Source organism: Blautia hominis (assembly GCA_002270465.1).
Classification (GTDB): domain Bacteria; phylum Bacillota; class Clostridia; order Lachnospirales; family Lachnospiraceae; genus Blautia; species Blautia hominis.
Genome location: NQOF01000011.1, coordinates 1 through 16931 on the forward strand (window position 1 = coordinate 1; position 16931 = coordinate 16931).

General features: G+C 45.5%; 12 protein-coding genes, 1 CRISPR repeat array and 1 riboswitch. Of the genes, 1 reads left to right on the plus strand and 11 read right to left on the minus strand.

Features of this window, described 5'->3' with window-relative positions; translation table 11 throughout:
* Positions 1–378: 378 nt before the first annotated feature.
* The 6 genes from guaA (CI595_RS24190) to spoIIID all read right to left on the minus strand — a co-directional run bounded on the left by guaA (CI595_RS24190) (position 379) and on the right by spoIIID (position 7094).
* The gene (guaA, locus tag CI595_RS24190; protein WP_095176170.1) at positions 379–1923 is read right to left on the minus strand and encodes a glutamine-hydrolyzing GMP synthase; all 1545 of its coding nucleotides are present in this window, start codon (positions 1921–1923) and stop codon (positions 379–381) included.
* 164 nt (positions 1924–2087) lie between these two features.
* Positions 2088–2990, minus strand: coding sequence for a cation diffusion facilitator family transporter (locus CI595_RS24195; RefSeq protein WP_095176171.1), 903 nt, complete (start codon positions 2988–2990; stop codon positions 2088–2090).
* Positions 2991–3104: 114 nt separating this feature from the next.
* A riboswitch (NiCo riboswitch) is annotated at positions 3105–3199 on the minus strand.
* A gap of 76 nt (positions 3200–3275) precedes the next feature.
* Positions 3276–3953: a pentapeptide repeat-containing protein gene (locus CI595_RS24200; RefSeq protein WP_095176172.1), complete on the minus strand. Its 678-nt coding sequence runs from the start codon at positions 3951–3953 to the stop codon at positions 3276–3278.
* Between the two features lie 86 nt (positions 3954–4039).
* A complete protein-coding gene (gene guaA / locus CI595_RS24205) occupies positions 4040–5341 on the minus strand; it encodes a glutamine-hydrolyzing GMP synthase (RefSeq protein ID WP_095176173.1) in 1302 nt (433 codons plus the stop codon).
* Positions 5342–5417: 76 nt separating this feature from the next.
* Positions 5418–6752, minus strand: a complete 1335-nt coding sequence (locus CI595_RS24210; RefSeq protein ID WP_095176174.1) for an MATE family efflux transporter — start codon at positions 6750–6752, stop codon at positions 5418–5420.
* Positions 6753–6836: 84 nt separating this feature from the next.
* On the minus strand, positions 6837–7094 hold the full coding sequence (gene spoIIID, locus CI595_RS24215; RefSeq protein ID WP_065544272.1) for a sporulation transcriptional regulator SpoIIID: 258 nt from the start codon (positions 7092–7094) through the stop codon (positions 6837–6839).
* A gap of 272 nt (positions 7095–7366) precedes the next feature.
* Positions 7367–7995: a CRISPR direct-repeat array (repeat unit 32 nt; unit sequence ATTTCAATCTACGCTACCGCGAAGGCAGCGAC).
* A gap of 258 nt (positions 7996–8253) precedes the next feature.
* On the opposite strand from spoIIID, the gene CI595_RS24220 reads away from it, so the two are divergent.
* Complete coding sequence (locus CI595_RS24220; RefSeq protein WP_095176175.1) at positions 8254–9609, plus strand: putative ABC transporter permease; 1356 nt, start codon at positions 8254–8256, stop codon at positions 9607–9609.
* A gap of 221 nt (positions 9610–9830) precedes the next feature.
* Here CI595_RS24220 and CI595_RS24225 read toward each other — a convergent pair whose 3' ends face one another.
* The 5 genes from CI595_RS24225 to CI595_RS24245 all read right to left on the minus strand — a co-directional run bounded on the left by CI595_RS24225 (position 9831) and on the right by CI595_RS24245 (position 16909).
* Entirely contained in the window at positions 9831–11717 is a 1887-nt protein-coding gene (locus CI595_RS24225; protein WP_095176265.1) for a plasmid pRiA4b ORF-3 family protein, read from the minus strand.
* Positions 11718–11933: 216 nt separating this feature from the next.
* Positions 11934–13229, minus strand: coding sequence for a ComEC/Rec2 family competence protein (locus CI595_RS24230; RefSeq protein WP_095176176.1), 1296 nt, complete (start codon positions 13227–13229; stop codon positions 11934–11936).
* Between the two features lie 93 nt (positions 13230–13322).
* Positions 13323–13829 (minus strand): O-acetyl-ADP-ribose deacetylase, encoded by a 507-nt coding sequence (locus CI595_RS24235; protein ID WP_095176177.1) that lies wholly within the window; start codon positions 13827–13829, stop codon positions 13323–13325.
* A gap of 518 nt (positions 13830–14347) precedes the next feature.
* A complete protein-coding gene (locus CI595_RS24240) occupies positions 14348–15706 on the minus strand; it encodes an MATE family efflux transporter (RefSeq protein WP_095176178.1) in 1359 nt (452 codons plus the stop codon).
* A gap of 96 nt (positions 15707–15802) precedes the next feature.
* On the minus strand, positions 15803–16909 hold the full coding sequence (locus CI595_RS24245; protein ID WP_162291966.1) for a lactonase family protein: 1107 nt from the start codon (positions 16907–16909) through the stop codon (positions 15803–15805).
* Positions 16910–16931 lie beyond the last annotated feature (22 nt).

The following is a 16931-nucleotide window of genomic DNA, read 5'->3' on the forward strand; positions in this document are numbered from 1 at the left end:
TTGTTGAGGGTACAAACAGCAAATTGAAAATGATAAAACGTACCATGTATGGTCGTTGTGGCAAGGAATTATTGGCCGCAAAGCTTATATTGTCAAATCGCTAATACGGATAATTGCGGAAGAACCCTAAAACTCCGTGCACATGGTGCAGTGTTAGCGGAATATACACCAATATAATAACTTCATTTCCGACCTGCACCAGATAAAAATATTTTATTCAATGAATGATAAAATGTTATATCTACCGAACGATATTTAAAGTTATTATAATGCATGCAATAAGCTATTTTCAGATACACAAGCAAATCAAATAGAGCCAAACGACATAAAACAACCCCGAAAATGCCCATTTTATCAGCATTCCCGGGGTTCTGTCCGTTATTCGAATTCAATCGTAGCCGGCGGTTTCCCCGTACAATCATACATAACCCGATTAATACGCTTCACCTCATTCACAATCCTACTAGTCACCTTCCCAATCACATCCCAAGGCACCTCCGCGCTCTCAGCCGTCATAAAGTCCGTAGTAGTAACCGCCCGCAGCACCACTGCATAGTCATAGGTTCTCTCATCCCCCATAACCCCCACAGACCTCATATTCGTCAAGGCCGCAAAATACTGCCCTATCTCCTTATCCAGCCCTGCATTGGCAATCGCCTCGCGCCAGATAGCATCAGCCTCCTGCACCATCTCCACCTTTTCCGCAGTGACTTCCCCGATGATCCTGATTCCAAGTCCAGGGCCCGGGAACGGTTGACGGAACACCAGATAATCCGGAATTCCCAGTTCAAGACCGGCCTTACGCACCTCATCTTTAAACAGATCACGAAGTGGCTCAATAATCTCTTTAAAATCAACATAATCCGGCAGACCACCCACATTATGATGTGATTTGATCACCGTAGACTCTCCGCCCACGCCGCTCTCCACAACGTCAGGATAAATAGTTCCCTGCACCAAAAAGTCAACGGTTCCGATTTTCTTAGCTTCTTCCTCAAACACCCGGATAAACTCTTCGCCGATAATCTTCCGCTTCTCTTCCGGCTCTTCCACGCCCTTTAACTTCTCATAAAACCGTTCCTGTGCATTCACTCTGATAAAGTTCAGATTATAAGGACCCGCCGGTCCGAATACAGCCTCAACCTCATCCCCTTCATTTTTCCTTAAAAGTCCATGATCCACAAACACACAGGTAAGCTGGTTCCCTACCGCCTTTGACAGCATAACAGCCGCCACAGAGGAATCCACACCGCCGGAAAGCGCACACAGCACTTTACCGTCTCCGACTTTCTCCTGGATCGCTTTAATACTCTCCTCCACAAAGGAGTCCATCTTCCAGTCTCCGGAACATTCACACACATTATATACGAAATTGGAAAGCATCTTCTTGCCTTCCTGCGTATGCAGCACTTCCGGATGGAACTGGACAGCATACAGATTCTTACCCGGATTCTGCACCGCTGCAACCGGACAATCAGAGGTATGGGCAATAATCTCAAATCCCGGTGCTTCTTTTGCAATATAGTCATTATGACTCATCCAGCAAATTGTCTTCTCGGACACATTCTCAAACATTTTGGAAGACTGTTCCACCGTAACTTCAATCTTTCCATATTCCCTGACAGGCGCTGTGCCTACCTGACCACCCAACAAGTGCATCATAAGCTGCGCACCATAGCAGATTCCCAGAACCGGAATTCCCAGCTCAAAGATTTCTTTTGTATATGTGGGGGAATCCTCCAGATACACACTGTTAGGACCACCTGTAAAAATAATTCCCTTAGGCTGGATTTCTTTTATTTTTTCAATATCTGTTTTGTAAGAATATATCTCACAATATACATTGCATTCCCGAACACGTCTTGCTATTAACTGGTTATACTGGCCGCCAAAATCAAGTACAATTACGGTTTCTCTCTTCAAAAAAGTGCCCTCCTGTTCTTTCGCATTCCTCAAAATCAGATTTTATTATAAAATATCCCGCTTCAATTTACAAGAAAATTTCCTTTCCATATTCTAAAAACAGAATATCTGACAAAAATCGTCCCTGCAAAGCCCCATTCTTAGTAAACCTTACTTAGAGTGTGTCAAACGGGATTTACATGAACCATGCAGTGTTTTACCAGCGGAAACTCCTTTTCAATGGCATCATGCACCTTCTGTGCAATCTCATGCCCTTCCTCCAGAGAAAGGGTTCCGTCCGCGGAGATTTCAATATCCACATACATTTTTGCACCAAACAGCCTGGTGTGCAGCATATCAATATTTAACACACCTGCCTGCTCCGAAATAATACCGCGCATCTGCTCCAGCGTCTCGTCATCACAGGATTTATCCACCATCTTGTCTATAGCATCCTTGAATATATCATAAGCCGCTTTTCCGATAAATAAACAGATGATCACACTGGCGATAGGGTCTAAAATAGGATAACCCAATCTGGCCCCCAAAATACCGGCAAATGCACCGACCGATGAGAGGGCATCCGAACGGTGATGCCATGCTTCAGCCATGAGCGCTCCCGAATTGATCTTTTTAGCTGCTGACCTGGTGTACCAATACATCCATTCCTTAAATACAATAGAAACAACAGCTGCCACAAGTGCGATCACTCCCGGAACCACCGCACTGCTGCTGTTCCCTTTTATGATCTTCTCCAAACCGCTGATTCCGATACCAAGCCCTGTTGCCAGCAAAATGACAGCCAGCACAATAGCTGCCACACATTCCAGCCTGTCATGCCCATACTGATGGTTCGCATCCGATTTTCTCTTCGAGATGCTGATTCCCAGCACGGCAATGATAGTGCCAAACACATCGGAAGCGGAATGTACCGCATCAGAAATCATAGCCCCTGAATGGCCTATAATACCAGCAAGCAGCTTAAATAGTGACAACACCACATTGCCGGCCACACTGACTCCGGATACGTGAAGTGCAATCTTCTTTGCCTTTTCGTCTGTTACAAATTCTTTCCTTACCTGTTCCATTTTAAATCCTCCCCGGTATTGATTCTTTATACTGCATAACTTCCTCTGCCGCTTCTTAATACCCGGGCTGTTTCCAACCATTTTAAAAAGCACCTGTGGAACAATAAAGTAATCTACTGTCCCACAGATGCCCTATGCTCATCTGCTGTCACTAAAAGTGACCCGGCTATACGGATGCCCAGCATCCGTGCCTGCTCAGTTTGTACTGTAATTTAAATGCAGTGCAAAGAAGTTTATGTTATTTTATGCCAGAGCAGGCCCATTAGTCAATGCTAATTTTTATATTTAATTTTCAGTCTCTAATTCCTTGATCACAATACCCATCCGTTTTGCACAGACAATGGCCTGTGTCATGTTGAGCACTACACCCCGCAGTTCTTCCTTGCCATCAGATATGATGATCCTGTCCATATCACAGTCAGACATATCCACACCTTTAAGCGCAGTTTTGAAAAAGCTTGCGCCGGCAAGTTTTACCTGATGTAAGTCCAGATTATCCAGCCCGCATTTACTCAGGCTTGACTCTTCCAGATTCGTGTCTTTGATCTTGACATAGCTCATTCTGGACGCATCCAGATTCATGTCAGAAAGATTACATTCCAGAAAGGACACATGACGCATAAGACTACCGTAAAAATCAGCTCCGACAGCCTTGCATGACTGAAAGGAACATCTTTTAAAATACACATCCGTGAGGCTAGTGTTGGAAAAGTCGCAGTTCTTAAAACGTACATCAGTAAAACTGGCTTCATCGAAGAAACAGCTTATAAACTTACAGTTTTCAAAAGCCATTTTTTTGAAGCGAAGCAGTTTTCCATCAAACTTAGTGATAAACACTCCCTTAAAACAGCAGCCTGTAATTTCTTCCTCAGATATTTTTGCATCTTCCAGAACAGAAACTACATCTTCTGTGACTGGAAGTTTCACAGGCGCTTTTGGTTCTTGAAACATCTTACTGTTCATATTTTACCTACATTTCTCTTTCGTTTTAAATTTTAATGCAATACATTAACCACAAATATCCGCACTTTTTGCCTCAACATTTCGGGTTATTCCCATTCAATCGTAGCGTTTGGCTTCGGACTCATATCATAGCAGACACGGTTCACGTTTTTGACTTCTTTCATAATACGGTCAGTAATTTTAAGAAGTACCTTCCAGTCAACCTGCTCAATCGTTGCGGTCATGGCATCCACTGTATTGACTGCACGGATGATCACTGGATATTCAAAGCTTCTGGCATTGTCACGTACACCGACTGATTTGAAATCCGGAACAACGGTGAAGTACTGCCATACTGTTTTATCCAGACCTGCATTCTTGAATTCCTCACGCAAAATCGCATCTGATTCGCGCACTGCCTCAAGACGCTCCCTGGTAATTGCACCCAGGCATCGAACGCCAAGCCCCGGTCCCGGGAACGGCTGTCTGTACACCATTTCTTCCGGAAGCCCAAGCTCGATCCCACAGGCACGTACCTCATCTTTAAATAACTGTTTCAGAGGTTCCACCAGTATAAACTGTAAATCCTCAGGCAGGCCGCCCACATTATGATGGGATTTCACCATTTTGGCTGTTTTTGTCCCGCTTTCCACAATGTCAGGATAAATGGTTCCCTGTCCCAGGAACTCAATCCCTTCCAGTTTTCTTGCCTCTTCCTCAAAGACACGGATAAATTCCGCACCGATTATTTTTCGCTTCTGCTCCGGATCATCCACATTTTCCAGCTTTGTCAGGAAACGCTCTGAAGCATCCACATAAACCAGATTTGCATCCATCTGGTCTTTAAACACTTCCACTACACTTTCGGATTCACCTTTGCGCATGAGTCCATGATTTACATGCACACAGGTAAGCTGTTTGCCAATGGCTTTGATTAAAAGTGCTGCGACAACCGAGCTGTCCACTCCACCGGATAAAGCCAGAAGAACCTTTTTATCTCCAACCTGCTCCCTGACGATCTCAATCTGGTCTGCAACAAAGTTTTTCATATTCCAGTTTGCTTCCGCATTGCATGTTTCAAATACAAACTTTTTGAGGACCTCTGCTCTCTGCGCTCCGCACAGGCCCTGGTATTTCTCACTGCAGGATGCCGGCTCATGGTCAATTGCCATTACAGGGCTGCCTGCCTGGTAAATTTCCTGTCTAACATCAATGCGGACACCGTCAACCATATGGTTCGGTCCGCCGTTAATGATGATTCCTTTTACATTCGGGAGCTTTTCCAGCTCTTCTTTGGTAATATCGTGGGGATAAATCTCACTGTACACACCCATATCCCGGATTTCTCTTGCAAGTACAGTGTTCTCTGTGCTCCCCAGGTCAAGAATAACAATCATATCCTGTTTCATCAATACTTTCTCCTTTTGTATTTTCATATATTACACTGCCCATGAGAAATATATCTCCGGCAGATGTATACTCTGATCAGACAAGTGACTGGTGCTGCCATTTCCCTCTTATGTAGCGGACCGTAAAACAAACAGCGCGGAACAGCCAGTCAATGGTCATGGCTACCCACACGCCAAATACGCCCCAATGCAGTTTCACTCCCAGCAGTACCGAGAATCCAATGCGGAAAATCCACATGGAAACAATGGCAAGAAGCATGGTAAAACGTACATCAGCTGCTGCACGCAGAGTATTCGGAAGTGAAAACGACAATGGCCATATGGTCACCACACATATGGAATGGTATATCAAAATTTTATAAGCGTAATTACTGGCCTCTGCTGATAACCCATAGGCTCTGATGATGAAAGGCATAACAAGCATTAGCAATATGTTTATTCCTATCAGGGAAACATAGGCAACCTTCATCAGTTTCTTCGTATAATAATGTACCTGTTCAAAATCATTTGCCCCAACACACTGAGCCCCCACTGTCAGCAGTGCAAATCCAATGGACATTCCCGGCAGGACCGCAAATGTTGCCACATTGTTTGACACAGCATTCGCTGCAATGGATGCAGTTCCAAATCCGGTGACAATACTGAGCACCAGGATTTTTCCAAGCTGGAACATACTGTTTTCCAGGCCGTTTGGTATGCCGATATACAGTATTTTCTTCAGAAGCATCCAGTCTGTTTTAAACGAAAACGGATGGTGGATATGCAGAATTCTGCTCTGATTATTTAAAAGACACAGCATCACTACACAGGCCACACCTCTGGATACAAGCGTAGGAATCGCAACACCCTCCACGCCTCTGTGAAAGCCGTAGATGAGCAGCGCATTTCCTCCCAGATTGATGGCATTCATAAGCAAGGACGTCTTCATGGCAATAGTTGAGTTCCCCATTGCGCGGAAAATAGACGCGCCTGCATTGTATAAGGCGATCATGGGTACAGACGCAAATACGATCAGCAGATAAACATTACAGTTGTACATAACGTCTGCTTCAATCTTTCCAAATACTCCATTGATAATAAGATTCTTCCCAAGATATCCAAGCACCATAATGATACAAGATGCTTTCAGGGTAAAGGACAGCAGTTGGTTTGTTGCCAGGCAGGCATTCTCAGCTTTCTTTTTCCCGATGAACTGACCTGCGATAACGGCTCCTCCTGTAGCCAGTGCTGTAAAAATGTTGATGATCAATACCATAACCGTATCGATCAATGATACACCTGAGACGGCAGCCTCGCCCACGCTGGCCACCATAATAGAATCGGCAAGTCCTACAAACGCCTGCAGAAACTGGTCGATAATCAGCGGTATGATCAGCTTCCGCAAATCCGCATTTGAAAAGAATCGATTCATTTGTCTTCCCCTCACAATAAACTTTTGTATTTTGATAGGAACAATTATACGCCCATATTTTTTTCAAAACAAGAGTCTCTTTTGTTATTTTTGCACCTTGTGCAGATATTTTTCCCTGGTAGCCATCCCGCCGCGGATATGACGCTCCTGCTTGTTCACGTCAAGAACCTTTCGGGCGCATTTAGCCAGCGAAGGATTAAGCTGCAGCAGACGCTCTGTAACGTCCTTGTGGACCGTACTTTTGCTCACCTTGAACTCCCTGGCGGTCTGGCGGACGGTTGCGTTGTTTTCAATGATGTAGTTGGCTATGGATATAGCACGTTCTTCTATATAACTTTTCAAGGAAAAATCTCCCGGAAACGTTGTTTTTACAATGTATGCCGGGAAATTTGGTTGTATGTCAATGCAAATTATTACTTAATGTAGTGTAGGATATTTGATTATACATGACTGTGGGATGGCAGGCGACCATTGCTATTGCCACCTGGATATCAGTTTTAATTCAATTAACCTACGCTACCGCAAAGGCAGCGGCTCTATCATGTGATGCAAATGTGGACCGTACCGCGAAGGCAGCGACACAAAGTAGGCGATAATTGCCCGGCCCCCAGGGTATTTCAATCTACGCTACCGCGAAGGCAGCGACCTTCACCCTTTGCGTCAGATACAGCCTGGTTGACATTTCAATCTACGCTACTGCGAAGGCAGCGACAAATCTATGGTTTTACTGAGATATCAGAGCGATTAATTTCACTCTACGTTACCGCGAAGGCAGCGACAAAGATTTGTATAGTCTCATTTCAAAATGATGTTATTTCAATCTACGCTACCGCGAAGGCAGCGACATTTGAACGGTGTGAGAAGCCGGAGGAGGTATAGATTTCAATCTACGCTACCGCGAAGGCAGCGACTGGATGCGCTTGAAAGAAATTGTATTTATTTGAGATTTCAATCTACGCTACCGCGAAGGCAGCGACGGGCCTATGAGGCATATAAACTGCTTTACCCGATAATTTCAATCTACGCTACCGCGAAGGCAGCGACGATTCCTTTTTGACACCTTAATCCCTGAGTATAACATTTCAATCCACGCTACCGCGAAGGCAGCGACCCTCGGGGTTTGTTAAAGTATTGATAAAAGTATCATTTCAATCCACGCTACCGCGAAGGCAGCGACGCTCTGGCGTCATGGGCGTTCCCGCTGGTATTTTATTTCAATCCACGCTACCGCGAAGGCAGCGACAGCAAAAATGCATAAACACTCTCACTATTTTTTGTATATAATACCACATTACCCTCACATTTACAATTAATTTCCACTGATTCATCCCATTTCTCCCAAATTCCCTTCTACCTTTAACCGCATATCAAGTGCGAATCCCCCGGCAAATTCATGTGCACTGTCATTTCGCACCAGAAAATCCCCTCCTATACACTTGACATCACCCTTCCCCACGTATATTGTATATAAAAAGCAACACCACCCCAAAGGAGGCATAACTTGAACTACACACTTTATCAACTTCTATGGTTTTTCTTACTCTATTCTTTCATCGGCTGGGCAATCGGCACATCGGTTGCGGCGGTCAGGGAGCATCGGTTTATTGATGTGGGTTTTTTATTTGGCCCTTATTGTCCGGCTTATGGTTTCGGCGCAGTGGCTTTTGCCGTATTTCTGCCTGAGCTTAAAAATCACCTGTTTTTTCTTTTTCTGGGCGGTGTGATCCTTTCATCTGTTATCACATTTTCAACAGGCTTTGTTCTGGAAAAGATATTCCATCGGAAATGGTGGGATTACTCACGAAAAAGATTTCAGTTTGGAGGTTATGTCAACCTTCCCTACACCATTGTATGGGGACTCTCAGCCGTAATATGTATTTCTTTTATCAACCCTTCCCTGAAAGAATTGCTTGCTTTGATCCCTTCCAATCTGGGAACCATAATCTTAATCATCCTTTACATTGTCCTCTGTCTTGACCTGGCAGGAACAGTTATGGCCATCAAAGCCGTACATTCCAGGCTGCGAAAGCTCTCCATCATTGAAGACGTTTCTGAAAACCTGCAAAAGGCCGCAGATATGATGGGTGAAGGCCTGACCGGATGGGTACAGAAGCATATGGCTAAGGCCTATCCCAGCCTGGAAGCGAAAGAATTACTGGCTGCCAGACAGGAAAAGGAACGGCAGATGGAGGCAGCCAGAGAGCGTGCCGGTGTATTTGCTGTGGGCTGTTCGTTCTATAAGCTGGTCTGCCTGTTTTTCCTCGGAGCCTTCCTGGGAGATATCACCGAGACTGTTTTCTGCCTTGCAACTACCGGAAAACTCATGAGCCGCAGCAGTGTTGTCTATGGACCTTTCAGCATCGTATGGGGCCTGGGCTGTGTCCTGCTGACCGCTATTCTATATCAATACCGCAGCCGCAGTGACAGCTATATCTTTATCTTCGGTACCATATTAGGCGGGGCTTATGAATACATATGCAGTGTGTTTACAGAGTTGGTTTTTGGCACCGTGTTCTGGGATTACAGCAATATTCCTTTTAATCTGGGAGGCCGGATCAACCTGTTATACTGCTTTTTCTGGGGCATTGCTGCAGTCATCTGGCTGAAATGCCTTTACCCGCTGCTGTCTTCGCTGATTGAAAAAATCCCGAAGAGAGCCGGAATCCCCATAACATGGCTTATGATCCTGTTCATGATATTTAACATGATCATGTCAGGCCTTGCACTGAACCGATACACAGAGCGTCACTCCAATAAATCTGATAATGACAATGCTGCCACCCGTTTTCTGGATAAGAATTTTACCGATGAACGCATGGAACAAATCTATCCGAACGCTATTTTAGTGGAAGATTAAACCATATATAAATCCAGAAAAAAAGACAAGATTTCGGAAATCACTTCCGCATCTTGTCTTTTTTCCTACCTCAGAAAGGATATATTTCGTAACTATTCAGTCGGTCTGCACATGCACTGCGTTGACCATAAAAAGGCATTCGGCAGCCAAACAGAAATCCCATCGTCAAGCCATACATGGGGGTGCCTGTAACTGTGAGGGTACGAAACAGTTTCTATCTTCTATTTTTTCTTACCGCAGCAATGCTTATACTTTTTCCCTGAACCACATGGACAGGTATCATTTGGATATATCTTTTTCCTGCGTTCTTCCTGGAAATCAATAATATCCGCTTTCCCGCCGGGCGTATCACCCAGCGGCTGAAATCCCATCCCGGCTGCCTTCTCCTTTACTTTCTTTACAGACTCAGGACATGACATTTCATCTGGCATATACCCTCGGTTCATTTGCATACGTGTATGATTCCAAACTCTCATCAGAATTTCTGCAAACTGTGGGAATACTGTCTCATCTATCATGACCAAATCGTTTTCCAGATAATTCATAATGTCCCCTATCTGACCGCCAATACGAATTATGCGCTGAATGTTCCTGCATATATCCCTGGCATCCTCCTCTTTCTCTACTGAAAACTCCTCAAAAAAATCTTCCATTTCATTCATATATCTGTCAAAAGGCACATAAAAGTAACCTCCGAGCGTCTGTATTTCTTCTCTTGTTGGGGTATAATAGGCCTTGATCCCCTGCATGCTTTTCAGATGCTGCAATCTGTCAACTTCCAGCAAATGCTCCTGAACCAGTTCGTTCCCAACGATTTCAAAATATTTTAAAAATCCGGGGATTTGACCACAAAATTCCCGCAGTTCTGCCTCTGAGATTGTATTTCCGGTATTCTTTTCATACATGGAAATCATCCGTTCCAGGGGACAAATTCCATACAGTTCTACACAGGCGTTGATATGATGCAAAATATCCTGCACTCTTTTCCGTTCCTTTTTCCACTCCTCATCGCAATTTTTACGGAAGGCGTCCTTCACATCTTCCGGAACATAAACCACCTCTATGTAGGTTGCTCCAGCATATCCGCTCTCCACAAGATTCCATACATCATCGGATTCATCCACACCTGTATTTCCTTTATCCATAAGGGTCAATTCCGTATCATTCATATACAGGAGGCATCTGCACATAACCTCCTTTGACAAAAGCTTTTCGTATACAAAATCTATTAAATCTTTCTTTAAAAATTTCCTATAACCGGAAAGACCATGTAATTCACAAATCTCCTGCAGATCATCCTTGCGGTAATCCTCCAGAATATCCCTGAGTGTCCCCTTTGCCAAATCGGCTCCCCACGCGTCTTTTAACTGTTTATATTGTGTCTCATACTCCTTAAGGATGTCATCCATTTTAGAAATCATTTTTTCACTCAACGCTTCATCCTTATTATCATTTACACCCTTATTGACACACTGAATCGTTTTGAAGCCGCTGCCCTTCTCTATTAACGCTTCGTAGATCTCGTTCTGAAGCATAGGTCTGCTTTTTTTCTTCTTCAAAGCCATATGTTTCAACGATTTATTTACTTCGCCCATATCATAAACAGAGGTAAAATGCTCCTCTGTCCAGCTTTTCATATTCTCAAACTCCGGATGGGACGAATCCTTTAGAATCTCCAAAAAATCATAATATCCGTAAATACCTCCGCAGTCCTCATATGGCGTTTCTCCCTTATACTTAAGAACAACAGGGTAAGAAAAGGCATAGTCCTCTATAACCTTTTCAATAGTCACCCTATGCTCCCAGTAATCTCCAAAATCGTACACATAAGTAAACCAGTCTTCCTGCTCCATAAAAGGATCTATGAGTGTTTCGGATGCCTTCAGATACTCCATATCATCCAGACCTATGAAATCCTCAAATTCCTCTTCAAGACTTATCTTCAAATGGTAAAATTCAAATTTAAACAAGTGATATCCGCACCACCCCATAACCTCATTGAGGACAACACTGAGCTGCGAAAAACTCAGTCCGGCCGGAACGACAAACCGCCTCCATATGGGCGGATGTGAATTCTTAACTGCAATCTTCATCTGGTATGCTTTCATAATACTGCCCCCTTTTATTTAGAAATCCAATAACTGTTCAGTACCCTCACAGTTACAGGCAAAAATCAATGCAAACTTGCCTTTGGCGATGGGATTTTTGCTTGGCCGTGGTACACTTTCTTACGGTCAGCGCAGTGAATGCGCAGACCTACTGAATAGTTACGAAATCCAATCATATTAACTGTTTCGTTTGTACCTTTTTGATTTATTTTAAGCTCATGGCTTACAATTCCCGCATGCCTCATATCCGTTATCCATAAGCTCGTCTTTACTGCCTTTATAATAAGCCTTATTTTCTTCCTTCATCCCCTTCAAAGAAGAGCAGGAAGGCAGGTGGATTTTTTTCGTATGTGTGTTCAATACATAGTCACAGTGCTCCGCATCGCTGTTATTTTCCTCCACATAAGGTTCCTCCTTATCACCGGACGCCGTTCTTGTGCCGGGCGAGTAATCATTACATGGCTCCTGTTCCCAGGATATCGTTTTTCCATCGCTGTGGAGAATGACTGTCCCCTGCTTGTCTGTACGGAATACAGGAATCCCGGCGTCCTCCAACAGCTTTATGGTATCCTGCCTGGGATGCCCGTAACTGTTGCCGTCTCCGCAGCTTATCACCGCGCAGGATGGAGAAATACGCTCCAGAAATCCACTGCTCAGATAAGAACCGTGATGATTCAGCAAAAATACATCTGCCCCAATATCCACACCGGACTCCATCACCTCTTTTTCACCGGTTTTCCCCATGTCTCCTCCAAAAAAGAAACGGTTATCCCCATTTTCCACTATGACTCCCACGGAATCCTCATTCTCATCCTCATGTCCGTAGGCAACCGGGGAGATGATCCGTACGGAAGCACTTCCGAGGGTAAATACATCCCCCTGTGACGGGTGTATCTCCTGATACCCCTGTTTATCCATAGCTTCCAGATAAGACTTATAAATGGAAGAATCTGTCTCATAATCAGCCGTTATGACTTTCCCCGCAGGAAACTGGTAAAGCGCACCGATAGCCCCTGCCAAATGGTCCTCATCAAAATGAGAGATCAGTATATAGTCCAGCGCCTCCACATTCTGCCGTTTCAGATAGCTTACAACAAAGGAGGACGCTTTCCGGTTCCCACCGTCTATGAGCATATAGTGTCCGTCAGACTCCAAAAGCGCTGCGTTCCCCTGCCCTACATCCAGATAATGCACCGTCAGCTGTCCACTGCCTGTCGCCGGGCCATCGCCTTCTGTCTGTACAACATCTGCCGCCTGACTGCTTTCTGACGTTTGCCCGCTCCCTGCTGCCTGACTACTCTCTGACGTTTGCCCGCTCCCTGCTGCTCGGCTGCTCTCTGACGTTTGCCCACTGTCCATTGCCTGGCTGCTCTCCGGCGTTTGCCCATTCCCTGCTGCCTGACTGCGCTCTGACGTTTGCCCACTCCCTGCTGCCTGCCCCACTGCACTGCATCCGGTCATAAGAAGCGCCAGAACCACCAGTCCGGCTAAAAGATTTTTCCATTTTTTCATTTCTTCAAGATTCCTTTCCTGTCTAATCCATGATGCCTGTTTATCTGTCTATTTTCTCCACAACGCATCTTCTTTTGTAACTATCCAGCGTGCTCAATAGTTATCTGCTTTTTTATAAGCCTTTTCCACTCTCTCACTAAAACATACCATAATGATCTCTTCTATATCGGGATACTTTTCCAGTCCTTCCCGAATGGTCTTTACCGCAATACGGGCAGCCTGATCCAGAGGATAACCGTAAATCCCCGTACTGATAGACGGAAATGCCACGGTCTTGCACCCATGTTCATGCGCTAACCGGATGCAGTTTTCATAACAATTTTTCAGCAATTCCGGCTCCCCGAAAGCCCCGCCGCTCCAGACAGGCCCCGGTGTATGAAGCACATATTCAGCAGGCAGCCCATACCCTTTTGTTATCTTTGCCTGACCTGTCTCACATCCTCCAAGCCCTCTGCATTCCTCCAAAAGTTCCGGTCCCGCAGCTCTGTGGATAGCCCCGTCAACACCACCGCCCCCTAAAAGGGAACAGTTTGCCGCATTAGCAATGGCATCCACACGATACGTTGTAATATCACCTATCTCAATCTTAAACCTTCCCATACTGACCACTCCTTTCTGGCATTCCCAATTGGCGCGCCATAATTGTTCCTTACCTTCGCTGTTACAGACAAAAACCATCTAAAACTGTCTTTACCATAACACGTTACCTGTCTGCCGAACATTCTAAACTGTAAACTCTGCCTGTCTGCCAAACATTCTAAACTGCAAACTCTGCCTGTCTGCCAAACATTCCAATTTGCAAACTCTGCCTGTCTGCCGATCATTCCAATTTGCAAACTCTGCCTGTCTGCCGATTATTCTAAACTGCAAACTCTGCCTGTCTGCCAATCATTCTAAACTGCAAACTCTACCTGTCTGCCAATCATTCTAAACTGCAAACTCTGCCTGTCTGCCAATCATTCTAAACCCCAAACTCTGTCTGTCTGCCAATCATTCCAAATTGCAAACTCTGCTTGTCTCCCGAACATTCCAAATTGCAAACTCTGCCTGTCTGCCGAACATTCTAATAGGAAAAGTAAGTGCACAGCCCTCCCAAATGTCCGCAATCAACCAATCTGTTACGGCACTGAATACTTACGCTTTTTCATGATCTGCCGCAGCTTACACCAGCATACCAAATGTGCTGCCGCAGTGATCACCCAGGTTATGGGATACGACAGATACAAAACAAATAGGCTGTGCTGCCAGGCAAATACGGTAAAGATCCATACGATCCTAAGTCCACAGGCTCCGGTCAGGGATACCAGCATAGGCATAACCGAATATCCCATGCCCCGCAGACTCCCCACCAGCACCTCCATAATTCCGCAAAGAAAATACGGAAGGCATATAATCTTAAGCCGCTGTATCCCATATGCGATCACCTCCGCATCCGAGGAATAGATTCCCAGCAGATGGGGTGAAAACAATACCATAAGACATCCGAAAATACCACCGATGACCGTCACCAGCACCAGGCACCTCCACAGGATCTGATCGATCCGCTTCTGATTCCCTGCCCCCATATTCTGGCTGGTAAAACTTAAAGTCGCCTGATAGATGGCATTCATGGAAGTATAAACAAACCCTTCCAGATTGGATGCCGCTGTATTTCCGGCCATGGCAATGGCACCGAATGAATTAACGGATGACTGGATCAGTACATTTGATATGGAAAATATGGCGCTCTGCATCCCGGCCGGAAGCCCAATGCGCACAATGTGCTTCAGCTTGTCCCTGTGCAATTTCAGCTTCTTCAGCTCCAGCCTGCACATGCCCTCCGTATGCATAAGACAGCGCAGTACGAGAAGTGCTGACACTGCTTGGGAAATGATCGTAGCCAGCGCTACCCCCGCCACACCCAGTCCGCACACGATCACAAAAAACAGGTTCAGCACCACATTGATAACCCCAGCCAGCAGCAGATAATACAGCGGCCTCTGGGTATCTCCCGTAGCTCTCAACACCGCCGCTCCAAAATTATAGAGCATCATAGCCGGCATACCCACAAAGAAAATCCTCATATAAAGCACTGCCTGCCCCAACACTTCCGGGGGTGTTGCCATCCATTCCAGCATGGGTCTTGCAAATGCCACTCCCAGAAAAATAAGGATACAACCGCATACAATACTGAATAAAATGGACGTGTGCACAGTCTCACTGACATTCTTAGCATCCTTTGCCCCATAAAAACGCCCCACTAAAACATTTGTCCCAATAGAGCATCCAATAAATACATTGACAAAAAGCTGTATCAGGGAACTGGTAGACCCCACTGCTGCAAGCGCATGGTTTCCTGAAAACCTTCCCACCACCACAATATCTGCAGCATTAAATAAAAGCTGCAGAATACCTGATAAGATAAGCGGCACGGAAAACAGCAGAAGCTTCCCCCAAAGCGGCCCGCTGCACATATCTATCTCATATGACTTCTTCATCTTACTCTTCTTTCCAAGGCGGAAATCTGCCGCCTAACCTCCTATTTTAACCTGAAAGCCGCCTAAAGACCCGGCAGCTCACAGCTCTTGATCCTTTTATAATAACCAGACACAGACAGGGCTTCCCACCTGCAGTTCATCCTCCGTTTCCGCCATATGGCAGTCCGTGTGCTTCACAGATAGAAGCTGATCAGAATCCTGGTTTGCGATCACCAGAAATGTATTCCCTGACTCTGTATCTTCAGCCGCAGCAAAGCACCGGGGCGTCTTCCCACCGGAAGGTATACTGCTGTTTGGCGCAATCCTTCCTGCCCCGTCCACATCATATACCGTAATACAGTCAGCGCCTCTGTTGGAAACATAAAGCCTTGTCCCCGAGGAATGGATGCGTATTTCGGCAGCCGTATTAAAAATCCCTCTGTCTTCGGTCACAAGACTGGAAACATCCTGTACCTGCTGCGGTGTACCATTTCCATACTCATATACAAGAACCCTGTTCCCCATCTCCTGCACCACATAGAATATGGGCAGAGAGGGATGATAAACCAACATCCTCGGGCCGTATCCGGGCATTGTCATCCAGCTTTCCTCCTCTGTAAAGAGCCACCGGCCATCCTGCTCCCTGACCACACAGCGACTGATCCTATCCAGTCCCAGATCACACACCAGCACTCCTTTTCCAAACCGGCATGGATGAATAGAATGCACATGCGGCCCCTCCTGCCGTTCTTCATCCACGGAATGCCCTTGATGCTGGATCACCATGGCAGGCTCCTGAAAGCGCCCCTCCTGACCGATCCTGTAAGCACAGGCAGAACCGCTTCCATAATTACTGATGTACAATATCCCCTCTGTCTCATCCAGATACAGATGACAGGGATTTGTTCCCATGGAAGGTTTCCTGTCCAGCAGCTTCACTGAACCATCCTCCCCCACCTCATAGACACTCACAGCCCCGCTTTTATGCCCTTCATACTCCTCCAGCTCACTGACCGCATAGATTCTCTTTCCGGCTTTATCTGCGCAGACATAAGAGGGGTTTTTTATCCCCTCTATGATCTGTTTCAGCCTTATTTTACCGGATACCATATCTATATCTGCCCAATATATACCCTGACCATTACCTGCAAAACGGCTTCCATCACCAAATATAACGGTCTCCGTATACGTGCCGATCAAAAATTCCTGTCTCTCCTTTGACATCCTGCCTCTACTCCCTCTTCTC

Coding starts and splice junctions, on each gene's coding strand:
- CI595_RS24195 (WP_095176171.1), bottom strand. CDS start 2,990: ATGGAACAGGTAAGGAAAGAATTTGTAACAGACGAAAAGGCAAAGAAG.
- CI595_RS24200 (WP_095176172.1), bottom strand. CDS start 3,953: ATGAACAGTAAGATGTTTCAAGAACCAAAAGCGCCTGTGAAACTTCCA.
- guaA (WP_095176173.1), bottom strand. CDS start 5,341: ATGAAACAGGATATGATTGTTATTCTTGACCTGGGGAGCACAGAGAAC.
- CI595_RS24210 (WP_095176174.1), bottom strand. CDS start 6,752: ATGAATCGATTCTTTTCAAATGCGGATTTGCGGAAGCTGATCATACCG.
- CI595_RS24225 (WP_095176265.1), bottom strand. CDS start 11,717: ATGAAAGCATACCAGATGAAGATTGCAGTTAAGAATTCACATCCGCCC.
- CI595_RS24230 (WP_095176176.1), bottom strand. CDS start 13,229: ATGAAAAAATGGAAAAATCTTTTAGCCGGACTGGTGGTTCTGGCGCTT.
- CI595_RS24235 (WP_095176177.1), bottom strand. CDS start 13,829: ATGGGAAGGTTTAAGATTGAGATAGGTGATATTACAACGTATCGTGTG.
- CI595_RS24240 (WP_095176178.1), bottom strand. CDS start 15,706: ATGAAGAAGTCATATGAGATAGATATGTGCAGCGGGCCGCTTTGGGGG.
- CI595_RS24245 (WP_162291966.1), bottom strand. CDS start 16,909: ATGTCAAAGGAGAGACAGGAATTTTTGATCGGCACGTATACGGAGACC.